The 17,249-nt window shown below is 28.9% G+C and carries 28 protein-coding genes; all 28 read left to right on the top strand.

Features of this window, described 5'->3' with window-relative positions:
* Positions 1 to 2 precede the first annotated feature (2 nt).
* The 28 genes from BGI42_RS16090 to BGI42_RS11465 all read left to right on the top strand — a co-directional run bounded on the left by BGI42_RS16090 (position 3) and on the right by BGI42_RS11465 (position 17,248).
* Complete coding sequence (locus BGI42_RS16090; protein ID WP_158523404.1) at positions 3 to 173, top strand: hypothetical protein; 171 nt, start codon at positions 3 to 5, stop codon at positions 171 to 173.
* A 3-nt stretch (positions 174 to 176) separates the two neighbouring features.
* Positions 177 to 497: a hypothetical protein gene (locus BGI42_RS11585; RefSeq protein WP_069680453.1), complete on the top strand. Its 321-nt coding sequence runs from the start codon at positions 177 to 179 to the stop codon at positions 495 to 497.
* Positions 498 to 649: 152 nt separating this feature from the next.
* Positions 650 to 1,783 (top strand): tyrosine-type recombinase/integrase, encoded by a 1,134-nt coding sequence (locus BGI42_RS11580; RefSeq protein WP_192875379.1) that lies wholly within the window; start codon positions 650 to 652, stop codon positions 1,781 to 1,783.
* Positions 1,770 to 3,707: a tyrosine-type recombinase/integrase gene (locus BGI42_RS11575; RefSeq protein ID WP_084023876.1), complete on the top strand. Its 1,938-nt coding sequence runs from the start codon at positions 1,770 to 1,772 to the stop codon at positions 3,705 to 3,707. The genes BGI42_RS11580 and BGI42_RS11575 overlap by 14 nt, the downstream gene beginning before the upstream one ends.
* Positions 3,697 to 4,083: a DUF6262 family protein gene (locus BGI42_RS11570; RefSeq protein WP_069680424.1), complete on the top strand. Its 387-nt coding sequence runs from the start codon at positions 3,697 to 3,699 to the stop codon at positions 4,081 to 4,083. Before BGI42_RS11575 ends, BGI42_RS11570 begins: the two co-directional genes overlap by 11 nt.
* A gap of 235 nt (positions 4,084 to 4,318) precedes the next feature.
* A complete protein-coding gene (locus tag BGI42_RS11565) occupies positions 4,319 to 4,714 on the top strand; it encodes a RusA family crossover junction endodeoxyribonuclease (RefSeq protein WP_069680452.1) in 396 nt (131 codons plus the stop codon).
* An 18-nt stretch (positions 4,715 to 4,732) separates the two neighbouring features.
* Positions 4,733 to 5,134: a single-stranded DNA-binding protein gene (locus BGI42_RS11560; protein WP_069680451.1), complete on the top strand. Its 402-nt coding sequence runs from the start codon at positions 4,733 to 4,735 to the stop codon at positions 5,132 to 5,134.
* A gap of 12 nt (positions 5,135 to 5,146) precedes the next feature.
* The gene (locus BGI42_RS11555; protein ID WP_069680450.1) at positions 5,147 to 5,347 is read left to right on the top strand and encodes a hypothetical protein; all 201 of its coding nucleotides are present in this window, start codon (positions 5,147 to 5,149) and stop codon (positions 5,345 to 5,347) included.
* Positions 5,348 to 5,434: 87 nt separating this feature from the next.
* On the top strand, positions 5,435 to 5,686 hold the full coding sequence (locus BGI42_RS11550) for a sporulation transcriptional regulator SpoIIID (protein ID WP_069680449.1): 252 nt from the start codon (positions 5,435 to 5,437) through the stop codon (positions 5,684 to 5,686).
* Positions 5,686 to 6,003 carry a hypothetical protein gene (locus BGI42_RS11545; protein ID WP_069680448.1) on the top strand — a complete coding sequence of 106 codons (318 nt, stop codon included), beginning with the start codon at positions 5,686 to 5,688 and terminating at the stop codon, positions 6,001 to 6,003. The genes BGI42_RS11550 and BGI42_RS11545 overlap by 1 nt, the downstream gene beginning before the upstream one ends.
* A 3-nt stretch (positions 6,004 to 6,006) precedes the next feature.
* Positions 6,007 to 6,186, top strand: a complete 180-nt coding sequence (locus tag BGI42_RS16270) for a hypothetical protein (RefSeq protein ID WP_192875409.1) — start codon at positions 6,007 to 6,009, stop codon at positions 6,184 to 6,186.
* Position 6,187: 1 nt separating this feature from the next.
* Complete coding sequence (locus BGI42_RS11540) at positions 6,188 to 6,712, top strand: hypothetical protein (protein WP_069680447.1); 525 nt, start codon at positions 6,188 to 6,190, stop codon at positions 6,710 to 6,712.
* The gene (locus BGI42_RS11535; RefSeq protein WP_125461020.1) at positions 6,694 to 6,930 is read left to right on the top strand and encodes a hypothetical protein; all 237 of its coding nucleotides are present in this window, start codon (positions 6,694 to 6,696) and stop codon (positions 6,928 to 6,930) included. The genes BGI42_RS11540 and BGI42_RS11535 overlap by 19 nt, the downstream gene beginning before the upstream one ends.
* A 418-nt stretch (positions 6,931 to 7,348) precedes the next feature.
* A complete protein-coding gene (locus BGI42_RS11530; RefSeq protein WP_069680445.1) occupies positions 7,349 to 7,864 on the top strand; it encodes a YfbU family protein in 516 nt (171 codons plus the stop codon).
* 56 nt (positions 7,865 to 7,920) lie between these two features.
* Positions 7,921 to 8,400 carry a transposase gene (locus tag BGI42_RS11525; RefSeq protein ID WP_069680444.1) on the top strand — a complete coding sequence of 160 codons (480 nt, stop codon included), beginning with the start codon at positions 7,921 to 7,923 and terminating at the stop codon, positions 8,398 to 8,400.
* Positions 8,393 to 9,793 (top strand): phage terminase large subunit, encoded by a 1,401-nt coding sequence (terL, locus tag BGI42_RS11520; RefSeq protein WP_069680443.1) that lies wholly within the window; start codon positions 8,393 to 8,395, stop codon positions 9,791 to 9,793. The genes BGI42_RS11525 and terL overlap by 8 nt, the downstream gene beginning before the upstream one ends.
* Before the next feature lie 29 nt (positions 9,794 to 9,822).
* Positions 9,823 to 11,289 (top strand): phage portal protein, encoded by a 1,467-nt coding sequence (locus BGI42_RS11515; RefSeq protein ID WP_084023879.1) that lies wholly within the window; start codon positions 9,823 to 9,825, stop codon positions 11,287 to 11,289.
* Positions 11,279 to 12,787: a minor capsid protein gene (locus BGI42_RS11510; RefSeq protein ID WP_084023878.1), complete on the top strand. Its 1,509-nt coding sequence runs from the start codon at positions 11,279 to 11,281 to the stop codon at positions 12,785 to 12,787. The genes BGI42_RS11515 and BGI42_RS11510 overlap by 11 nt, the downstream gene beginning before the upstream one ends.
* Before the next feature lie 2 nt (positions 12,788 to 12,789).
* Positions 12,790 to 12,957: a hypothetical protein gene (locus BGI42_RS16085; protein WP_158523403.1), complete on the top strand. Its 168-nt coding sequence runs from the start codon at positions 12,790 to 12,792 to the stop codon at positions 12,955 to 12,957.
* A 172-nt stretch (positions 12,958 to 13,129) separates the two neighbouring features.
* Positions 13,130 to 13,738 carry a phage scaffolding protein gene (locus BGI42_RS11505; RefSeq protein ID WP_069680442.1) on the top strand — a complete coding sequence of 203 codons (609 nt, stop codon included), beginning with the start codon at positions 13,130 to 13,132 and terminating at the stop codon, positions 13,736 to 13,738.
* Between the two features lie 19 nt (positions 13,739 to 13,757).
* On the top strand, positions 13,758 to 14,645 hold the full coding sequence (locus tag BGI42_RS11500) for a phage major capsid protein (RefSeq protein WP_069680441.1): 888 nt from the start codon (positions 13,758 to 13,760) through the stop codon (positions 14,643 to 14,645).
* A gap of 38 nt (positions 14,646 to 14,683) precedes the next feature.
* Positions 14,684 to 15,001, top strand: coding sequence for a phage head-tail connector protein (locus BGI42_RS11495; protein ID WP_084023877.1), 318 nt, complete (start codon positions 14,684 to 14,686; stop codon positions 14,999 to 15,001).
* A gap of 4 nt (positions 15,002 to 15,005) precedes the next feature.
* Positions 15,006 to 15,320: a hypothetical protein gene (locus BGI42_RS11490; RefSeq protein ID WP_069680440.1), complete on the top strand. Its 315-nt coding sequence runs from the start codon at positions 15,006 to 15,008 to the stop codon at positions 15,318 to 15,320.
* The gene (locus BGI42_RS11485; protein ID WP_069680439.1) at positions 15,313 to 15,723 is read left to right on the top strand and encodes an HK97-gp10 family putative phage morphogenesis protein; all 411 of its coding nucleotides are present in this window, start codon (positions 15,313 to 15,315) and stop codon (positions 15,721 to 15,723) included. The genes BGI42_RS11490 and BGI42_RS11485 overlap by 8 nt, the downstream gene beginning before the upstream one ends.
* Positions 15,724 to 16,077, top strand: coding sequence for a hypothetical protein (locus BGI42_RS11480; protein WP_069680438.1), 354 nt, complete (start codon positions 15,724 to 15,726; stop codon positions 16,075 to 16,077). It abuts the gene before it with no gap.
* Positions 16,077 to 16,640 (top strand): hypothetical protein, encoded by a 564-nt coding sequence (locus BGI42_RS11475; protein WP_069680437.1) that lies wholly within the window; start codon positions 16,077 to 16,079, stop codon positions 16,638 to 16,640. Before BGI42_RS11480 ends, BGI42_RS11475 begins: the two co-directional genes overlap by 1 nt.
* On the top strand, positions 16,641 to 16,940 hold the full coding sequence (locus tag BGI42_RS11470) for a hypothetical protein (RefSeq protein ID WP_069680436.1): 300 nt from the start codon (positions 16,641 to 16,643) through the stop codon (positions 16,938 to 16,940). It begins immediately after the preceding gene.
* A 2-nt stretch (positions 16,941 to 16,942) separates the two neighbouring features.
* Complete coding sequence (locus tag BGI42_RS11465; protein WP_069680435.1) at positions 16,943 to 17,248, top strand: hypothetical protein; 306 nt, start codon at positions 16,943 to 16,945, stop codon at positions 17,246 to 17,248.
* The last annotated feature ends 1 nt before the right edge of the window (position 17,249 follow it).

Below are 17,249 nucleotides of genomic sequence, written 5' to 3'. Positions count from 1 at the left end.
ATTTGAGAAATATAAACAGTGAAAATACTTATGAAGTTGATTTAAGCAAATACAACGGTACAGAAGTAACAGCGTTAGTCGAGTATGGAAATACTTATGAAGTTGAAACATATGACGGAAGTGAATATACAGTATTTAAAGACGAGTTAATTGTAAAGAATGTGGAGGAATAAAATATGGATTTAACATCAATAGAAAATTTTAGAAAGCAAAACAAAATAACTACAAGAAAGTTTGCTGAAATGTGTAAAATAGCACCTTCCAGATACTGTGATTTGAAATTTAATAGAGAAAATCCTACAGTGCAAGAAGGAAGTAATATAATCAATGCAGTTGTAAAAATAAAAAAGCTTGGGAATGAAACACTTGTAAAAGTTGAAGAAGGCACAAATGGTGGATTTGACTTCTATTGTCAGTGTGGTAATTATTTATCTAATGTAAAGGATAAAACTATTAATTATTGCCCAAAATGTGGACAAAAACTTGATTGGGATTAGTTCGTAATTCTAAAACTAACTATATCTATAAATATGACTGTATTTATAGTATAGAAAGATAACTTATTACACATCATAATATCAATAAATACTAGATAACTATATTAAGAATATATAGTATGTTAAGTAAAGAATGAATGAGGCTTGATGTTATGAGAGTTGAGACAGTTATTAGTAAACAGATTAAAAGAAGATATATTTTAATAGATGACAATGGAGAAATTGTAGAACCAGTATTAAAATTTCTTAAGTATAGAGATAATATTGGAAATGCTAGAAATACACTAAGAGCTTATTGTTATCATTTAAAATTATACTTTGAATTCTTAAATCAAATTAATGTTAATTATTTAAATATAGATATTGATCAAATGGCTAAATTTATAGGATGGCTTCAAACTCCTGAAGGAGTTTATAACGTTAGTTATCTTAATATTCAAGAAAGTAAACGTAACAATAGAACAATTAATACAATTATTAATACTGTGTTATTATTTTATGATTATTTATTAAGACATGATGAATCTCAAATATCTATATTAGGAAATTTAAAAGAAAAGATGTCATATTCAAAGCGTGGATATAAAGATTTTTTATATCACATTAATAAAGATAAAGGTTTTATGGCAAACATAATTAAACTTAAAGTTCCAAAATCAAAGCCAAAGACATTAGATAAACAACAAATTCAAACCATATTAAATAATTGCACTAATGTACGAGATTATTTCCTTTTAAGATTACTATGGGAGAGTTCAATCCGAATAGGCGAAGCCTTAAGTTTGTGGATAGAAGATTTTAATATCTCAGAAACAAAAATTGAAATAAAAGATAGAGGTGAACTTGAAAATTATTCTGAAATAAAAACAGTTAATAGTCCAAGATGTATTGATGTTAGTTGTGAACTGATGAATGACTTTATGAATTATATTGCTGAAATGCATGATGATAATGTAAATACAAATTTTGTGTTTATTAAACTAACGGGAATAAATAAATATAAACCTATGGAATATCAAGATGTTGTATCTCTCTTTAATAGATTAAAAAAGAAAACTAAAATAGATGTTAATCCTCACATGTTAAGACATTCTTCACTTACCGAATTGAAAAGATTAGGATGGGAAGCTGAATTCTTAAGAATTCGAGCCGGACATAAACATATTCAAACAACGTTACAAATGTACATCCATCTTAGCGACGATGATTTAAGAAAGGAATGGGAAGAAGTTGAGAAGAATATGAAGATTAAATCTAATAGGAGTGATACAAGTGAATTTGAATAATTTAAGTAATGGAATTTCAAGTTATTTATATGATTTAGATGAACCTTGGAGTGCTGATATATGGAATTTACAAGACTTGCTAAAAGAAATATATAATCCAAAAAAAATTAAATTATCAGGTAGCTTGAATTTTACTATATTAAAAAATGAAAATTTAAAAAAAGAAATAAAAATTTTTCTGTCAAAAAGAATTAGGAATAGAATCGTAACCGCAGGTTCAATTGAATATAAGTTTAAAGTTTATAATAATTTATTTGAATTTATGTCTAAATATAAAAAATATAAAACATGTATAGACATTGACTATTTAAAAATAGATATTGAGTTGAACAGTTATTATATAGATAAAAAAATTTCAAAATCAGATATAAAGAGTATTAACTCCACACTTAGGCAACTTAAGAAATATTGGTTAGAAACATATGATACCCGAAGTGAATACGAGAAGGATTTGTGGGATATTAGGAAGATAAATCCTAAGAAGGTTTCTTTAAGTCAATCAAAGTATCATTTGAACTTTACAGAAGTTCCTGAACCATATAAAAATTTAGCAAAAAAATATATGAGAGTATATATACACAAAGATAGTTTTGGATATTGTGAAAAAAGATTATATAGTATTAGAGTATTTTTTACATTTATTTTTGAATCTCATAACGATTGGGTCGATTTAAAATTATTACAAAGAAAAGATATTGAAAATTTTATTGAATGGGTTCACGAATGGTTTAAGAATAGAGGTACTCAAAGAATCGATATGCAAGTGTGGAATGTTTTAATAGATGCTAAAAATTTCGTTGAATACATTCAATTAGCAGAATATGAGGAAGCTCCATCTAAATTGGTAAATAGATTATTTTTTAAAGAAGATAGACCTTCTAAACCAATTTGGAATTTAAACAATGAAAAATATATACCTCAAAATATATTGCATCAATTAGAAGAAAATATTGAGTATCTTGATAGTGCATATATTCCTATAGTTATTATATTACGTGCAACCGGATTAAGAATTAGTGATGTATTAGGTATAAGATATAACAAATGTCTTGAATTAATAAATGATGGATGGTACGTCGTAATGGATATTAGTAAGACTAAAATTGAGAATCATAGAATTCCAATTACAAAAGAAGTAGCTTTCATATTACAAGAACAAATAAAGATTGCAGAAAAACTTTATGAAATGAAAGAAAATCCTAATAAATATATTTTTGTCAGAGAATCAGGGGTGCGTGCTGGGCTACCGCCGTCAGCGAGATCGCTTGAACTTGCTTTAAATAAATTGGCAAGAGAAAGAAATATAGTTGATGATAATGGGAAGGTTTTTCACTTTAAGAATCACGCATTCAGGCATACCAAAGCGGTTGAACTTATAAACAATGGAATGAATTTATTACATGTTCAAAAGTGGTTGGCACATTTAAGTCCTGAAATGACATTAAAATATGCTCAATTATTAGATACTACATTGAGAAAGTCGTGGGAAGCAGTAATGCAATCGGGTTTATTTAGAATAAATACCGATAATGGTGCAATTGAAAAAATTGATTTAAATATAGAAAATAGTGATTTAATTGAATGGGAATATATACGAAAAAATTTAGATGCTGTTAGAATCCCGTTGGGATATTGTTTAAAACCTAATAAAGTTCAATGTAATCATCAACTAAATCCTTGTTTAACATGCAGTAATATGTGCACTAGTCCCGAATTTATTCATGAGTTTGAAATCGAGATAAATGAAACATTAAATCAAATTGAAAGAGCAAGACAATTAGGCAGATTAGTTTGGGTGGAAAAGAATGAGATTGTTTTAGAAAAATTAAAAGCAATATTAGATGTTTTAAATGAAGGGAAAGTATATCATAAAGCAGGTAAACAAAGACGTGAGTTTGTAGGTGATGAAAGGAATGTCAAATAAAACTAATATCAATATAAATGGATTGCAAAAGTATGCAAAAGAGAAAAAAGAGAAAACCTTAAATAAAGTTGATTTAGCTATAAGAACTTTAATAAAAAATCAGAAAAATATCAATTTTAATTCTGTAGCTCAAACGTCTGGAGTGTCTAAAGCATATTTATACAACAACAAAGATGTAAGAAATCGTATAGAAACATTACGAGAAAAGGGATTTAATACAATAAGTTCTAAACGGTCATCTAAAATAACAACCGAATCTGCTAAGGATATTATTATAGCATCTAAAAATAAAAAAATTAAAGATTTAGAGACAGAAAATAGAAGATTGAAAGAAGAACTTATGATTTTGAGAGGTAAGTTATATGATTCAATATAACTTACCTATATGAATATATAAACAAAGCATAAAGCATTGAAAATTGTACAAATATTATTAACTAGTATAGATAACAAATACAGGATGAAACAACTAAATATGAGAATGAAGTGGAACTATTGCGATAAAACTTCATTCTCAAATAAAAATCAATATTAAAGAGGTGGTATATATGGATTTTGTAAAAACAATACCTACCAAACTAGAAAAGTAAGGAATAAGGAGAAAGTATTAAATGCAAATAGTGGTACAAGGTAAGATAACTGGCAAAGGCAGACCACGTTTTTGGAAAGGTCATGCAGTAACACCACCAGCTACAAAAGAATATGAAAAAAAGGTTAAACAGGCTTATCTAGAGGAAAATGGTACATGTTTTAAAACACCTATAAAGATTAATATAACAGCTTATTTTAAAATTAGGAAGAGTTACACCAAAAAGATAAAAGAAGCCATTAGAAATGGTGATATACACCCTACAATTAAGCCTGATATAGATAATATAGGAAAGATAATTTTAGATGGTTTAAATAAAGTGGCATTTGAAGATGATTCACAAGTAGTTAGGCTTATAGTATCTAAAAAATGGACTGATCAAGAAGAATGTGTAGTTTTTGAAATAAATGAATATTAAAGAAAGAAGGAATTTAAAATGAATAAATGGATTGGTATAGGAAGATTAGTATCAGATGCAGAATTACAATTTACAGCAGGTAAAGGAACAGCTGTAGCAAAATTTAAGATAGCTATAGATGATGGATATGGGGAACATAAGAAGACAGATTTTATCCCTATAATCTTATGGGGTAAAAGTGCTGAAAACTTATCTAGCTATTTAACAAAAGGTACACAGGTAGCTGTAAGTGGAAAGATAAGTACTAGATCGTGGGATAAGCAAGATGGTACTAAAGGATATGCAACAGAAATTACAGCTGATATGTATGGAGGAATTAAATTATTAGGAGGAAAGAAGAATAAATCATCAAGTCCTTTTGATGGTGGAAATTTTGAAGAAGATATAAATCCTGTGGATGATGGAGATTGTCCTTTCTAGAAGGTACTTAGCATGAATAAATACCTTTGGATGGCAGTAAGTCCAGATAAATATGAATTACCACTTATAGTTGAAGAAACATCCGAAAAATTAGCTAAAAAATTAAATGTAACTGATGGTTGCATAAGAGCATCCGAATACAATCATAGAAAAAGAAACACAGGAAAATATAATTCTAAATGTGATATAAGGATAGTTAAGGTTTTAAGATAATTTAATAGAGAATAAGAGCAAATAGCATTATAGTTATAAACTTTTATTCTCAAATAATTATCAATTTCAAGAAGGGAGCAATAAAAAATGAAAGATTATATAGAAAATAGAGTAAAGGAAGTAGCTAAGTTTACAGTAGAAACTAAATCTACAGTAAGAGAAACTGCAAGAGCATTTATGTATTCAAAAGCTACAATACACAAAGATTTAACAGAACGTTTAAGTTGTATAGATACTGTTTTATATAAACAAGTACACAGTGTATTAGAAGAAAACAAGGCTCAAAGACATATTAGAGGTGGAAAAGCTACTCAAAGTAAATTTAAGGGGATGATGTAGTGAGAGAATTAAATTTAAGTATACAGCTTAAAAATATAGATTTAAGTGGAATAACATTTATAGAAGAATTAAATAAAGTGGATGAAGAATCAAAAGAACTTCAAGAAGCATTATTTGTATATATGTACTCAAATATTAATCCTCAAAATGAAAATATTAAAAAAGCAAAGCATCATGTTATAGAGGAATTTTGGGATATAGTACAAGCTAACTTAGGCGTATTAGATAAGTTAGGTATAAAGGCTGATGAAGTAATGAAAGGATATTCTAAGCACTTAGCTAAACTAAAAGATAGACCTAGAGTTAAGGAGGACTAACGAATGTCTCCCAAAGAATTAGCAGAGAAAACAATTAAAGATATAGCAGCTAAAAGAGAAAAAGCGGATAGAGAATTTTATGGTTATCAAAAAGAAAGTGGAGTAAAAGAAAAAAATCCTGTAATGTTAGGTTTGGTGGATATAGATGGTAAGTATCTTATAAATAAATTAATGGAGTGGTAGAATGCAAAAATTTAAAAGAATACTTTACAAGGAAACAGAAGATAAATTATATAAATATTTCAATAAAGAAAATATAAATAAAGGTTTAACTAATCAATTAAATGTCTTAAATAATCAAATTGATAAACTAAACAATGAACTAAAAGATTGTAAATATATAAATGTAGATGAAGAATCATCATCCCCAGGATTTGATGAACGTGTACAAACATCATCTAGTTGTACAAGTTATGTTGAAAGCCAAGTGATTAAATTAACAGATATGAAGTTGAGAAGAAAAGAAAAAAAAGAACTAGAAAGAGAAATCTTATTGAGTCAACTAAGTGATCTTGAATCAATAGTAGCAGAAATGGAATGGAAAGTAGGACAACTTAAGGATAATTATAAAAGAATGCTTTCTATGATATACAGGGATAACATGAATGAAATTCAAATATCTTTTAAATTACATCTAAGTCAAAGTCAAGTTAATAAGAGAAAGAATAAGATATTGGAGCAGATATTCATGTGGGAAAAGTGGAATTAGAAATGGTGAAAATAATGGATAAATATATTAAATGTTATGTTCTTTACTGTATAGAAGATAAGACGTATTTATCATCTATGAGTTTTTGGAATGATAATGTCTTGCAAGCTGTTAAGTATAAAGATATAAACAGAGCAAAAGAAGCACAATCTCATTATGATAAAACTGTTAAAATTATGGAATTATCAATAACTATAAATGGTGTTATTTTAAGTTAAGAGTAATTCACGATACTAAATTCAAGGAATGTTGCATCAAGTATTTTTGTATTTAACAATAATTTCATCAATAATAGAAAGGAAGAAAAATGAAATATTAAATCATGGAATAAAAAAGGAATAAAAAAAGAATAATTTTCTAAGATTAAAGTTTTAAAATAGTAAGTGTAAAGAATTAAATTTAAACCTCTCATAAAAAATACCCTATATCCTTTCACGATATGGGGTATTTTTGTTATGCTTATAGACCAGTAGGGTTTTATCCTCCTAATTAATTTAATTGTGAAAGGTAGGTGTAAACCTCCGGACACGATATATAGTACACAAACTCTACTGGCTTTTTTATATATTTTGTAATTTATAGGAGGAATTTACCTTCTTTTGTATAATTATGTTATATGAAAGGTAGATGATTAAAATGGAACTTACTAAAAAAGAAAGACTATTTCTTTATAATCAATATGAAATACTTAAACATTTAAATCCAGAAGAAAAAGAAGATTATGAGAAAAATCAAGAAATTGTTTATAATGGATTTAAGCATAACTATAATAATTTAATAGAACACTTTGGTGAAGAAACGCCAGAAGAAGTATCAGAATTTGTTTATGATGTTTTACAAATGTATAGATGTATAAACGATTCATATTATAGTTTATGTGATGAAGAAAAAGAAGAATATAATAAGCTAAATACAACTTTTGAAGGGTTTGATGGAAATGAAGAACCACAATATTATTGGTATGCATGTTTTCTTCTTCAAAAATTAAAGATTTATGAGGAAAGTTATAAGGATGGGAAAATAGACACTAATTCTCATTGGAACAAAATTGATAGATATACAGGAATGATAAGTAGGTGGAAAGAGGTTAGGACAGGCAAGTATGATAAGTTATCGTTAGAAAATATAAGATATATAGTAAGTAGATATTAATAATATGAACTCTAGAAATAGGGTTCTTTTTTAATAATAAGAATGTAGGTGAGTTCATGGCAAAGTCAAAATATGAAACTAATGTAAAAGATAAATTGTTATTAGTAGAAGCGTGGGCTAGAAATGGGCTCACTGATGAACAAATTGGAAAGAATTTAGGTATAAGTAAAGATTCATTCTATAAATATAAAAGAGAACATGCCGAGTTTTCTGACGCCTTAAAAAGAGGTAAAGAAGTAGTAGACATAGAAGTTGAAAATGCACTCTTAAAAAGAGCATTGGGCTATAAATACAATGAAATAACACAAGAAAAAGTATTTAATAAAGAAACTGAAGAATATGAATTACAAGTAACTAAGATAATTACTAAAGAAGTTCAGCCAGACACTACAGCTCAGATATTTTGGTTAAAGAATAGAAAGCCGAAAGATTGGAGAGATAGAAAAGAAATAGATCATAGTGGAAATATAAATAATCCATATGAAGGATTAACAAAGGAACAGTTATTAACTATAGCTAGTGAAGATGATGGATAAAAGATTAATACAGTTAGGTGCTAAGATAGAACTTGCAAGACGTGAGTTCTTTTTTTATTGTAATTTAAAAGCACCTAATTTTTATAAGAAAAATAGAGAATATCTAGTAGAACTGTGTAACGACTTACAGGAGTTTTATGAAAGTGATGATGAAGTATTAGTTATAAATGAACCTCCTAGACATGGTAAATCAAGAACAGCAGGTCTATTTGTTCAGTGGGTACTTGGCAATAATCAAAATGAAAAGATAATGACAGGATCATACAATGAAACCTTATCAACTATGTTTTCAAAGAATGTGAGAAACTCTATCCAAGAAGAAAAAGCAGACCAGTACAAACCAGTTTATAGTGATGTATTTCCTACTGTTAAAATCAAACGTGGTGATGGAGCTATGAACCTTTGGAGTTTAGAAGGTGGTTATAATAATTATTTAGCTACAAGTCCTACTGGAACTGCTACAGGTTTTGGTTGTAGTCTTATGATTATAGATGATTTAATTAAGAATTCACTTGAAGCAAATAATGCAGATGTCAAAGAAAAACATTGGGAATGGTTTACTAATACAATGCTTTCACGTTTAGAAGAAGGCGGAAAAATAATTATAATAATGACTAGATGGGCCAGTGATGATTTAGCTGGTAAAGCATTAGAGCATTACAAAGAACAGGGTGCAAAGATTAAACATATTAGTATGAAAGCATTGCAAGATGATGGCACAATGTTATGTGATGAAGTATTATCGAGAAAATCATATGAAGCAAAGAAAAAAGCTATGGGAGCAGATATAGCAAGTGCTAACTATCAACAAGAACCTATTGATTTAAAAGGTAGGTTATATAATAGCTTTAAAACATATATTGATATTCCAAGAGATGAAAAAGGTAATAGTTTATTTACAGGTATACATGCATATTGTGATACTGCTGATGATGGTTCAGATTGGTTGTGTAATATTATATATGGAACTTATAATAAAGAAGCCTATATATTAGATATAGTATATACACAAGAACCTATGGAAATAACAGAAGATAAAGTTGCTAAATCTTTATATGATAATTTTGTTAATAAGGCATTGATAGAATCTAATAATGGTGGTAAAGGATTTGCAAGAGCTGTTGAAAGAATACTTAAGGAAAAGTATAAATCTAATAAGACTAGAATTAAGTGGTTTCATCAAAGTCAAAATAAAATTGCTAGAATACTTTCTAATGCGACATGGGTTATGGATCACATATACTATCCTAAGAATTGGAGAGAAAGATGGCCTGAGTATTATGATGCTATGATTAAATATCAACGTGAAGGTAAAAATAAGCATGATGATGCACCAGATGCAACAACAGGAGTTGCTGAGAATATGGAAAAGAGAGGACTTAGAACATTCTAGGTCTTTTTTTGTTTACTGGAGGTGATATGTTGGGAGTTAAAGATATATGGAATAAACTTAGGAAAGGAGTGAAAGCAGGAATTATGGCAATACAGGATAATAGTTCATTAACAGATGCTAGAATAATAGAATTGATAAATGATTTTAATGTATCAGATAAAAGAAAATGGATGATAACAGGTCAGAAATACTATGAAGTTGAAAATGATATATTTAATAGAAAGATAACTAAAAAAGTAAAAGGAACAGAAATTGAAGAAACATACAAAGCTAATAATAAACTAGCTCACTCCAAATATAAGAATATGGTTGATGAAAAAGTAGCTTATATATTATCAAGAGATTATAGCTTAAAGTGTGATGATGATTTTTATATTACCAAGGTAAAAGAGGTATTAGGAAAACACTTTCAATATCAACTTAGTGGATTAGGTTATGAGGCAAGTAATAAAGGGATTGCATGGTTACAAGCTTACATTGATGAACAGGGAAAATTTAAAACAATGATTATACCTAGTGAGCAATGTATACCAATATGGAAAGATAATAGCCATACAGAACTAGATACAATGATAAGAGTATATGAAACTGTTATATGGGAGTATGATAAGAAAAAGACTATAACTAATGTTGAGGTATGGACTTCTGAAGGTGTTACTTATTACAGGCAAGATGGTAAGATGCTAATACCTTATACAGATAAGAATGAAGACGATAATGGTCCAGTAGCACACTATAAAAAGGGTGATGACTGGTTAGCTTGGGGTAAGGTGCCCTTTATATCTTTTAAGAATAATAGAATAGAGCTTCCAGATATAAAATTTATTAAGACTTTGTTAGATGCTTATGATTTAAGTAGAAGTGAAGCAGCTAATTATGTGGAAGAAGTTAAAAATCTTATTTTTATACTTAAAGGTTATGGTGGAGAAGATATATCTGAATTTATGAGAAGATTAAATGAGGATAGAGCTATCCCAATTGATGATCCAGAAGATGGAGGAGTTGATACGCTAACACCTACAATGGATATTACAGCATTGAAGGAGCATTATGAACAACTTAAGAGAGATTTAATTGAAGATGGACAATCTTTAAATAAGGATTTAGATAGGTTTGGTTCTGCACCTTCAGGAATAGCTTTAAAATTCATGTATAGTGGATTAGATTTAAAATGTAATCTTATAGAAACTGAGTTTAAAATGTCTTTTGAAACTTTATTATATTTCATTAATATTTATCTAGGAGAAACAGGAGTTTCTACTGATAAAACTGATGCAGATATATTATTTAATAGAAATATGGAGATAAACGAATCGGAGGTTATAGAGAATTGTACAAAATCTAAGGGTATAACGTCTGATAAGACTATATTAGCTAACCATCCTTGGGTTAAAGACGTTGAAGCAGAAGAAAAAGAACTAGAAGAACAAACTGAAGCTAATCTACCCTTCAAGGATAAAGTTCCTATAAATGGTGGTGGATCTGATGAAGAATAGTGAGTATTGGGAAAAAAGAATAGCTAATAATACCTGGACTACCTATAATAATTTAGAGGAAAAGAATAGAGCTTTATTAGAAATGTATCAAGAAGCTAGTTTAAGTATATCAGATGAATTATATAGAGTAGCTGAAAAGATGAAAACAAGTACTCTTATGTTATCAGATATGCATAAATTTAATAGGCTTAGTGGTTTACAAAAGAATATGGAGAACATCATTAGGGATCTTGGAGAAAAGGTTGAAGCTTTTGGAAGAAACAATATGATGGAAGGGTTTAAAGATATTTATTCTAATATTATGATTGAATTAGGTAATATTGAATTTGATATGGTACCTAAAAAGGTTATGGAAGAAATGTTAAATAGACCTTGGCGAGGTTCTGATTTTTCAACAAGGCTATGGAAAAATACACAAGTATTAGCATCTAATCTAAATGACATAATCAACAATGGATTAACACAAGGTAAAACAGTAACAGAAATGGCTATACAGCTTAATAATAGGATGAATGAGGGATTTAATGTATCCCATAGATTAGTAAGAACGGAAATAATGCATTATCTTAATGAGAGTGCATTTAAAGGTTATGTTGATGCTGGATGCAAGAAAGTTCAATATTGGGCGGCAGAAGATGAAAGAGTATGTGAAAGATGTGGACCAAAGCATGGAAAACCATATGATATAGATAAAAGACCTATATTACCACTTCATGCTAATTGTAGATGTACTTACTTGCCAATAGTAGAGTTAGATGATAAAAAAGAAGAATATAAAGAAAATGATTTGTATAAGAAATATGGGGAACAACATTATAACTTAATGAGAGATATAGTTGATAATTCACCAGATAATGTTAAAAAAGTGTGGAATACTTTTGAAAATAAGCTTAAAATAAGAAGTAGTACACATAATGGTGGAGCAAATTATAATAGATTTTATGATGGCGTTCAGATAAATATTAAGAAGGATTCACAAGGATCATCTTTTGAAGTACCTTATGGTGTTTCATTTCATGAATTTGGTCATAATATTGACTATGAAGCTAATATGATTATAGGGGATAGCCAAAAATTTAGAACAATTTCAGAAACATTTAAAGATGGACTACTAGGAAAAACTCTAAAAGAAGAGGCTAAGAAAAGAGTAGATATAATATTTAAAGAAATAAAGGCAACTTGGGATGATGATTTAAGAAAGCCAATAAAAGCACGAGCCTATGATGCACTGTCAAAAGAAATAAGAGAATTAGAAGCTAAGGATAGAGCGGATATTTCTGATATGTTTGAGGGAGCTACTGGTGCGAAGGTAAGAGGTGGTTTTGGTCATGGCAAAAGCTACTGGAAAGAAAGAGATAATGGTAAAGAAGCCTTTGCAGAAATGTTTCAAGCTACAATGTGTAATCCAGGTTCATTAGAAAGTATAAAAAAATATTTTCCTAAGTCATATAAAGTATTTGAAGAAATATTAGATGAAATTAATAAAGGTGGTATTTAGAAATGTTAGATAAATTATTGATGGAATATGAAGAAAAATTTCAAGATAATTATCCTATTAGAAGCATACCTTGTGATTGGCAGGATGAGCAAATAATGGATAGCATAAAGAAATGTATTAAAGAGAATAAGCCTTTTGAAGTTGAATATGATGAGAAGGCGGATTATTAATTAAACAAAGAATTAAAATAATTAATATTGATTAAATAAGCACTTACTTAGGTAGGTGCTTTTATTATTGCCTTTTATTACTATACACAAGGCGTAAAAGAATGGATTAGTAAAACCATATAAAGTGGTGCAACTCACGTATAAAGGCGTAATTATAGGGAGGAATAAAACAATGTTAGAAGCTTTATTAAAAAAGTTAGGAATCGCTGATGATGTGATTCAAAAAATTATTAAAGGCATATCGGATGAAAAAATTTATACAACTAAAGAAGAAAATATTGAGGAGAGGTACACAAAGTTAAAAGGTCAAAAGGAAGATCTTGAGAGTCAACTTAAAACGGCTAATACTACTATTAAGGATTTAAAGAAAAATAATGGTGATAACGAGGCTTTACAAAAGACTATTAAAGACCATGAGGCTACTATTGAAACTCTTAAGAAAGATAGTGAAGCTAAAATAAGAAATATTACTTTAGATGGAGCTATCGAAAAAGCTTTAATTAAATCAAAAGCAAAACATACTGATTTACTAGCAACTAAGATTGATAGAGAAAAATTAGTAATCAGTGAAGATGGTAAGGTTAGTGGTTTAGATGAACAGCTTAAAGGATTAAAAGAGAGTTATAAAGACCTATTTGAAGAAAAGTTAAGTGGTAAACCACCAGTAAATACAGAAAGTTCATTATCAAATAATACTTTTGAAGCTTTAGTAAACAATGCAGATAATATGACAGCAGAAGAAGTAGCAGCTCAATTTATGAAAATGAATGAAAATAAATAGAAGAAAGAGGGAATGTTAAATGTCAGTAAATAATTTTAAAGCAACATTATGGGAAGGTGCATTATTAGCTAATTTTCATACTGTATCAGTAGCTAATTCAGTATCAACAAAACCAACTAAAATTCAAGGAAACAAAGTTATTTTTAATAGAGTAGGAGCAGGTACTATTAAAGATTATGAGGGTAGTATTTCATGGGATGATATTAATACAACTCCTATTGAAATGACTTTTGATAAGAAAAAGTATTTTGCCTTTTCTTTAGATGATTGTGACAAGGTTCAACTTGTATTAGATGTTATGGCAACAACTACAGCAGAACATGCAGCAGTATTAGCAGAAACTTATGATAAAGATTTCTTTATTACGTTAGCTAGTGGAGCAAAAACTCAAAATATAATTGGTTCTAAATCTTCAAAGAAAGATGTATCACCTGCTAATATATATGATTATATAGTGGATCTAGGAACTATACTTTCAAAGAATAAAATACCTAAAGCTGATAGATATGTAACTGTAGATTCAGAAATACTAGGGTTATTATCAAAGGATAGAAGATTTACTCCTAATCCAAGTGTTTTAGCTAATGGTTTTGTTGATGGACAAACCATTAATGGAATGAAAGTAGTTTGTTCAGAAGAAAAGCCAGCAGGTCAAATAATAGCACATTACAAAGGAGCTATTGGTGCAGCTAAACAGCTAGATGAAATGGAAGCTATGAGACTTCAAACAAGTTTTGCTGATGGTGTTAGAGGATTGTGCATGTATGGCTCAAAAGTTTTAAGAGATGATGCAATTGCAATATTAAATTATAATATAATACCAACAGATCAAGTAATACCAACAAAAGTTGAAATTGCAAATACTAAAGAAAATCCTGTAAATACAAAGGAAGTAACAGGAGCTTAAGTAAAAAGGTGTTCATAACGAACACCTTAATTTAGGATGTGATTAAAATAGTAGAGAAGATAATAGAATCTATAAAATTAAGACCAGGAATATCTGACATGAACGAAGTATTGTTAAGAGATATAGTTCAAGATATTATTGATGATGTATCAGAATATATTAACCTTGAAGATGGAAAAGAACTTCCTACAAAATGTATTAGTATTGTTAAAGATATAGTTGTTATTAAAATCAATAAATTAGGCTCTGAGGGTGTATCTAGTGAAAGTTATAGTGGTGTAAGTCAATCTTATATTGAAGATATTCCTAAAGACATACTAAGAAAACTAAGAAGATGTAGAAAGCTACCAAGGTGATGTTATGAGTATTAACGCAGATATGAAGCCTATAATGTTACAAAAGAAAAAAATGGTTAAATCTCCTACTGGAGCAAAAAAAGAACAATGGGTGGATGTTAAGATTATTAATGTTGCCTTATACAAAACTAATGATATGCTGAATACAAATAGTATTAAGTATAATGAGAGTAGTCATACAGGCCTTACATTTTACAAAGATGTAAAAGAAGGAATAAATAGATTAGTTAAAGATAAGCTTGTATATAACGTAACTAGTGCTAATCCACAAGGTAGATTAAATAATTTATTATTAAAGGTAGTTGATACTAATGTCTAATAGTGAATTTATTAGAAGTATGGAAAGTGCCACTTTAGAGATTATAGGGAAAGTTTCTAAAAATATGGAGATAGCATGTTTACTTATAGAAGGTGAAGCAAAGAAAGGGTGTCCAGTAGACCAGGGACCTTTAAGAGCAAGTATGCAGCATGATATTCAGATAAGTGATTCTGAAATAACAGGAATTATCTCTAATAGTTCCGAGTATGCTCCATATGTACATCAGGGAACAGGTATATATGCTAAAGATGGGAATGGTCGTAAAACACCATGGAAGTATGAAGTTAAGGCAGGTAAATATAAAGGATGGCATATTACTAGAGGACAGAAGCCACAGCCATTCTTACAAAAGGCAAGAGACAGTAATAAAGATAAAATATCTAGAATACTGGCAGGTGATTAGATGCTAGAAATAGCAATTAAAAATATATTAGATGAGGTAACAGGTCTAGAGGTTACTCCAGTATTTGGAGTAGGTGAAGGACCTTTTATTACTTATACGATAATTCCTATAAATGGTGGTGTAGTTAAGCAAAGTCAATGTGAAGTTAAAATTATAGAGAGTGACTTTGATAATGCTTTAGAATTAAGGGAAAAGGTATTAAAAAAATTAGATATGGAAGATAGAGAACCTTCATTAGTGGACCACGATATTGTTTTAAGAAGTGGTTTAGCTGGTGGAGGTTCTCTTTATAATGACAGTATTCAAATGTGGGAAGTATCCTGCATTTTTATTATTAAGTGGAGGTGTAAGTAATGTCTAAAGATAATAATGAAATAGTATTAGGTGCTGGAGAATTATTTATGTATGAATTTTCAGGAACAACAATACCAGAACATGCAGAGATAGAAAAAGATGAACATAATGTAGGACATTGTTCTGGAGGATTTTCTATAGATTATAAGCCAGAAAAATATGATGTAGTAAATTCTTATGGAAAAACAGTTAAGAGTTTTATAACTAAAGAAGAACTAACAGCTAAAACAGGTATATTAACATGGGCCTTAAAGAATTTAGCTTTACTTTCTACAGCTAAATTTAAAGAAGATAAGACTAAGAAAATTAGGACATTAACATTTGGTGGTGGTGGTTCCCTTAAAACTGTTTTACTACGATTTGTTCATAAAAAAGAAAATGGTAAGAAAATAAGATTTACCATGATAGGTCAGGGTGGAAATGGGTTCTCTTTAGAATTTAGTGATAAAGAGTTAACAGTAGATAGTGAAATAACAGCAATAGAATATATTAAGGGCTTCTTAGCTTCTTTTGAAGAAGAATTGACAGATGAAGAAGCTGCTGAAATAGAGGGGGAAGCATAGATGATAAATTTAAATGATTATGAAAATAGAACAATAGAATTTAAGATAGGTAATAAAACAGTTAGTGTTAAAGAGGCTTCTAATAATCTATACGAGAAAATGATTAATTATGAGGCTATAACAGATAATAAAGAAGCAATTAAAGAACAAAGAAAATTAGTATTAGAACAGTTAAATAGAAATAAAGAAGGAATTAAATTTACTACTAAGGATATAGAGGAATTACCTCAAGCAGCTGTTATTAGAGTATATCAAGAAGTTGGAATGCTTACTAGAAAAGCTCTTGAGAACCCAAACTAAAAATGCCCCTTCCAGATGATCTTAGGATAAGGAAAGCACTTTTTAATAAGTACTTTCCTACAGAAGATTGGGAAAGGGCATTTTATTTATGCACAAATGAAGTTAAAAGAATTAGCAAATATACAGGCTTAAGTTTTAATGAAGTTCAAGAACTACCACTGAGCCTGTTTTTGTTATACAGAAAAGAAAGTTGGATTTATAGCTTTGGTAGAACAGAAGAAGGTAAAGAATTCTTGAAAACTTTATGGAGATTACAACAAACTAAAGCAGATACAAAAGCAATAAGAGAATTCCAAACAAGGAGGTGAT

The sequence above is a fragment of the Clostridium taeniosporum genome (assembly GCF_001735765.2).
GTDB lineage: Bacteria > Bacillota > Clostridia > Clostridiales > Clostridiaceae > Clostridium > Clostridium taeniosporum.
The sequence above is the reverse complement of the archived record's forward strand: the minus strand, read 5'-3'. Positions and strand labels throughout refer to the sequence as shown.

What these genes read in the sequence shown, in the direction of transcription:
- BGI42_RS11585 (WP_069680453.1), top strand. Translation starts at nt 177, where the DNA reads ATGGATTTAACATCAATAGAAAATTTTAGAAAGCAAAACAAAATAACT.
- BGI42_RS11580 (WP_192875379.1), top strand. Translation starts at nt 650, where the DNA reads ATGAGAGTTGAGACAGTTATTAGTAAACAGATTAAAAGAAGATATATT.
- BGI42_RS11570 (WP_069680424.1), top strand. Translation starts at nt 3,697, where the DNA reads ATGTCAAATAAAACTAATATCAATATAAATGGATTGCAAAAGTATGCA.
- BGI42_RS11565 (WP_069680452.1), top strand. Translation starts at nt 4,319, where the DNA reads ATGCAAATAGTGGTACAAGGTAAGATAACTGGCAAAGGCAGACCACGT.
- BGI42_RS11560 (WP_069680451.1), top strand. Translation starts at nt 4,733, where the DNA reads ATGAATAAATGGATTGGTATAGGAAGATTAGTATCAGATGCAGAATTA.
- BGI42_RS11555 (WP_069680450.1), top strand. Translation starts at nt 5,147, where the DNA reads ATGAATAAATACCTTTGGATGGCAGTAAGTCCAGATAAATATGAATTA.
- BGI42_RS11550 (WP_069680449.1), top strand. Translation starts at nt 5,435, where the DNA reads ATGAAAGATTATATAGAAAATAGAGTAAAGGAAGTAGCTAAGTTTACA.
- BGI42_RS16270 (WP_192875409.1), top strand. Translation starts at nt 6,007, where the DNA reads ATGTCTCCCAAAGAATTAGCAGAGAAAACAATTAAAGATATAGCAGCT.
- BGI42_RS11540 (WP_069680447.1), top strand. Translation starts at nt 6,188, where the DNA reads ATGCAAAAATTTAAAAGAATACTTTACAAGGAAACAGAAGATAAATTA.
- BGI42_RS11530 (WP_069680445.1), top strand. Translation starts at nt 7,349, where the DNA reads ATGGAACTTACTAAAAAAGAAAGACTATTTCTTTATAATCAATATGAA.
- BGI42_RS11525 (WP_069680444.1), top strand. Translation starts at nt 7,921, where the DNA reads ATGGCAAAGTCAAAATATGAAACTAATGTAAAAGATAAATTGTTATTA.
- terL (WP_069680443.1), top strand. Translation starts at nt 8,393, where the DNA reads ATGGATAAAAGATTAATACAGTTAGGTGCTAAGATAGAACTTGCAAGA.
- BGI42_RS11510 (WP_084023878.1), top strand. Translation starts at nt 11,279, where the DNA reads ATGAAGAATAGTGAGTATTGGGAAAAAAGAATAGCTAATAATACCTGG.
- BGI42_RS16085 (WP_158523403.1), top strand. Translation starts at nt 12,790, where the DNA reads ATGTTAGATAAATTATTGATGGAATATGAAGAAAAATTTCAAGATAAT.
- BGI42_RS11505 (WP_069680442.1), top strand. Translation starts at nt 13,130, where the DNA reads ATGTTAGAAGCTTTATTAAAAAAGTTAGGAATCGCTGATGATGTGATT.
- BGI42_RS11500 (WP_069680441.1), top strand. Translation starts at nt 13,758, where the DNA reads ATGTCAGTAAATAATTTTAAAGCAACATTATGGGAAGGTGCATTATTA.
- BGI42_RS11490 (WP_069680440.1), top strand. Translation starts at nt 15,006, where the DNA reads ATGAGTATTAACGCAGATATGAAGCCTATAATGTTACAAAAGAAAAAA.
- BGI42_RS11485 (WP_069680439.1), top strand. Translation starts at nt 15,313, where the DNA reads ATGTCTAATAGTGAATTTATTAGAAGTATGGAAAGTGCCACTTTAGAG.
- BGI42_RS11480 (WP_069680438.1), top strand. Translation starts at nt 15,724, where the DNA reads ATGCTAGAAATAGCAATTAAAAATATATTAGATGAGGTAACAGGTCTA.
- BGI42_RS11475 (WP_069680437.1), top strand. Translation starts at nt 16,077, where the DNA reads ATGTCTAAAGATAATAATGAAATAGTATTAGGTGCTGGAGAATTATTT.
- BGI42_RS11470 (WP_069680436.1), top strand. Translation starts at nt 16,641, where the DNA reads ATGATAAATTTAAATGATTATGAAAATAGAACAATAGAATTTAAGATA.
- BGI42_RS11465 (WP_069680435.1), top strand. Translation starts at nt 16,943, where the DNA reads ATGCCCCTTCCAGATGATCTTAGGATAAGGAAAGCACTTTTTAATAAG.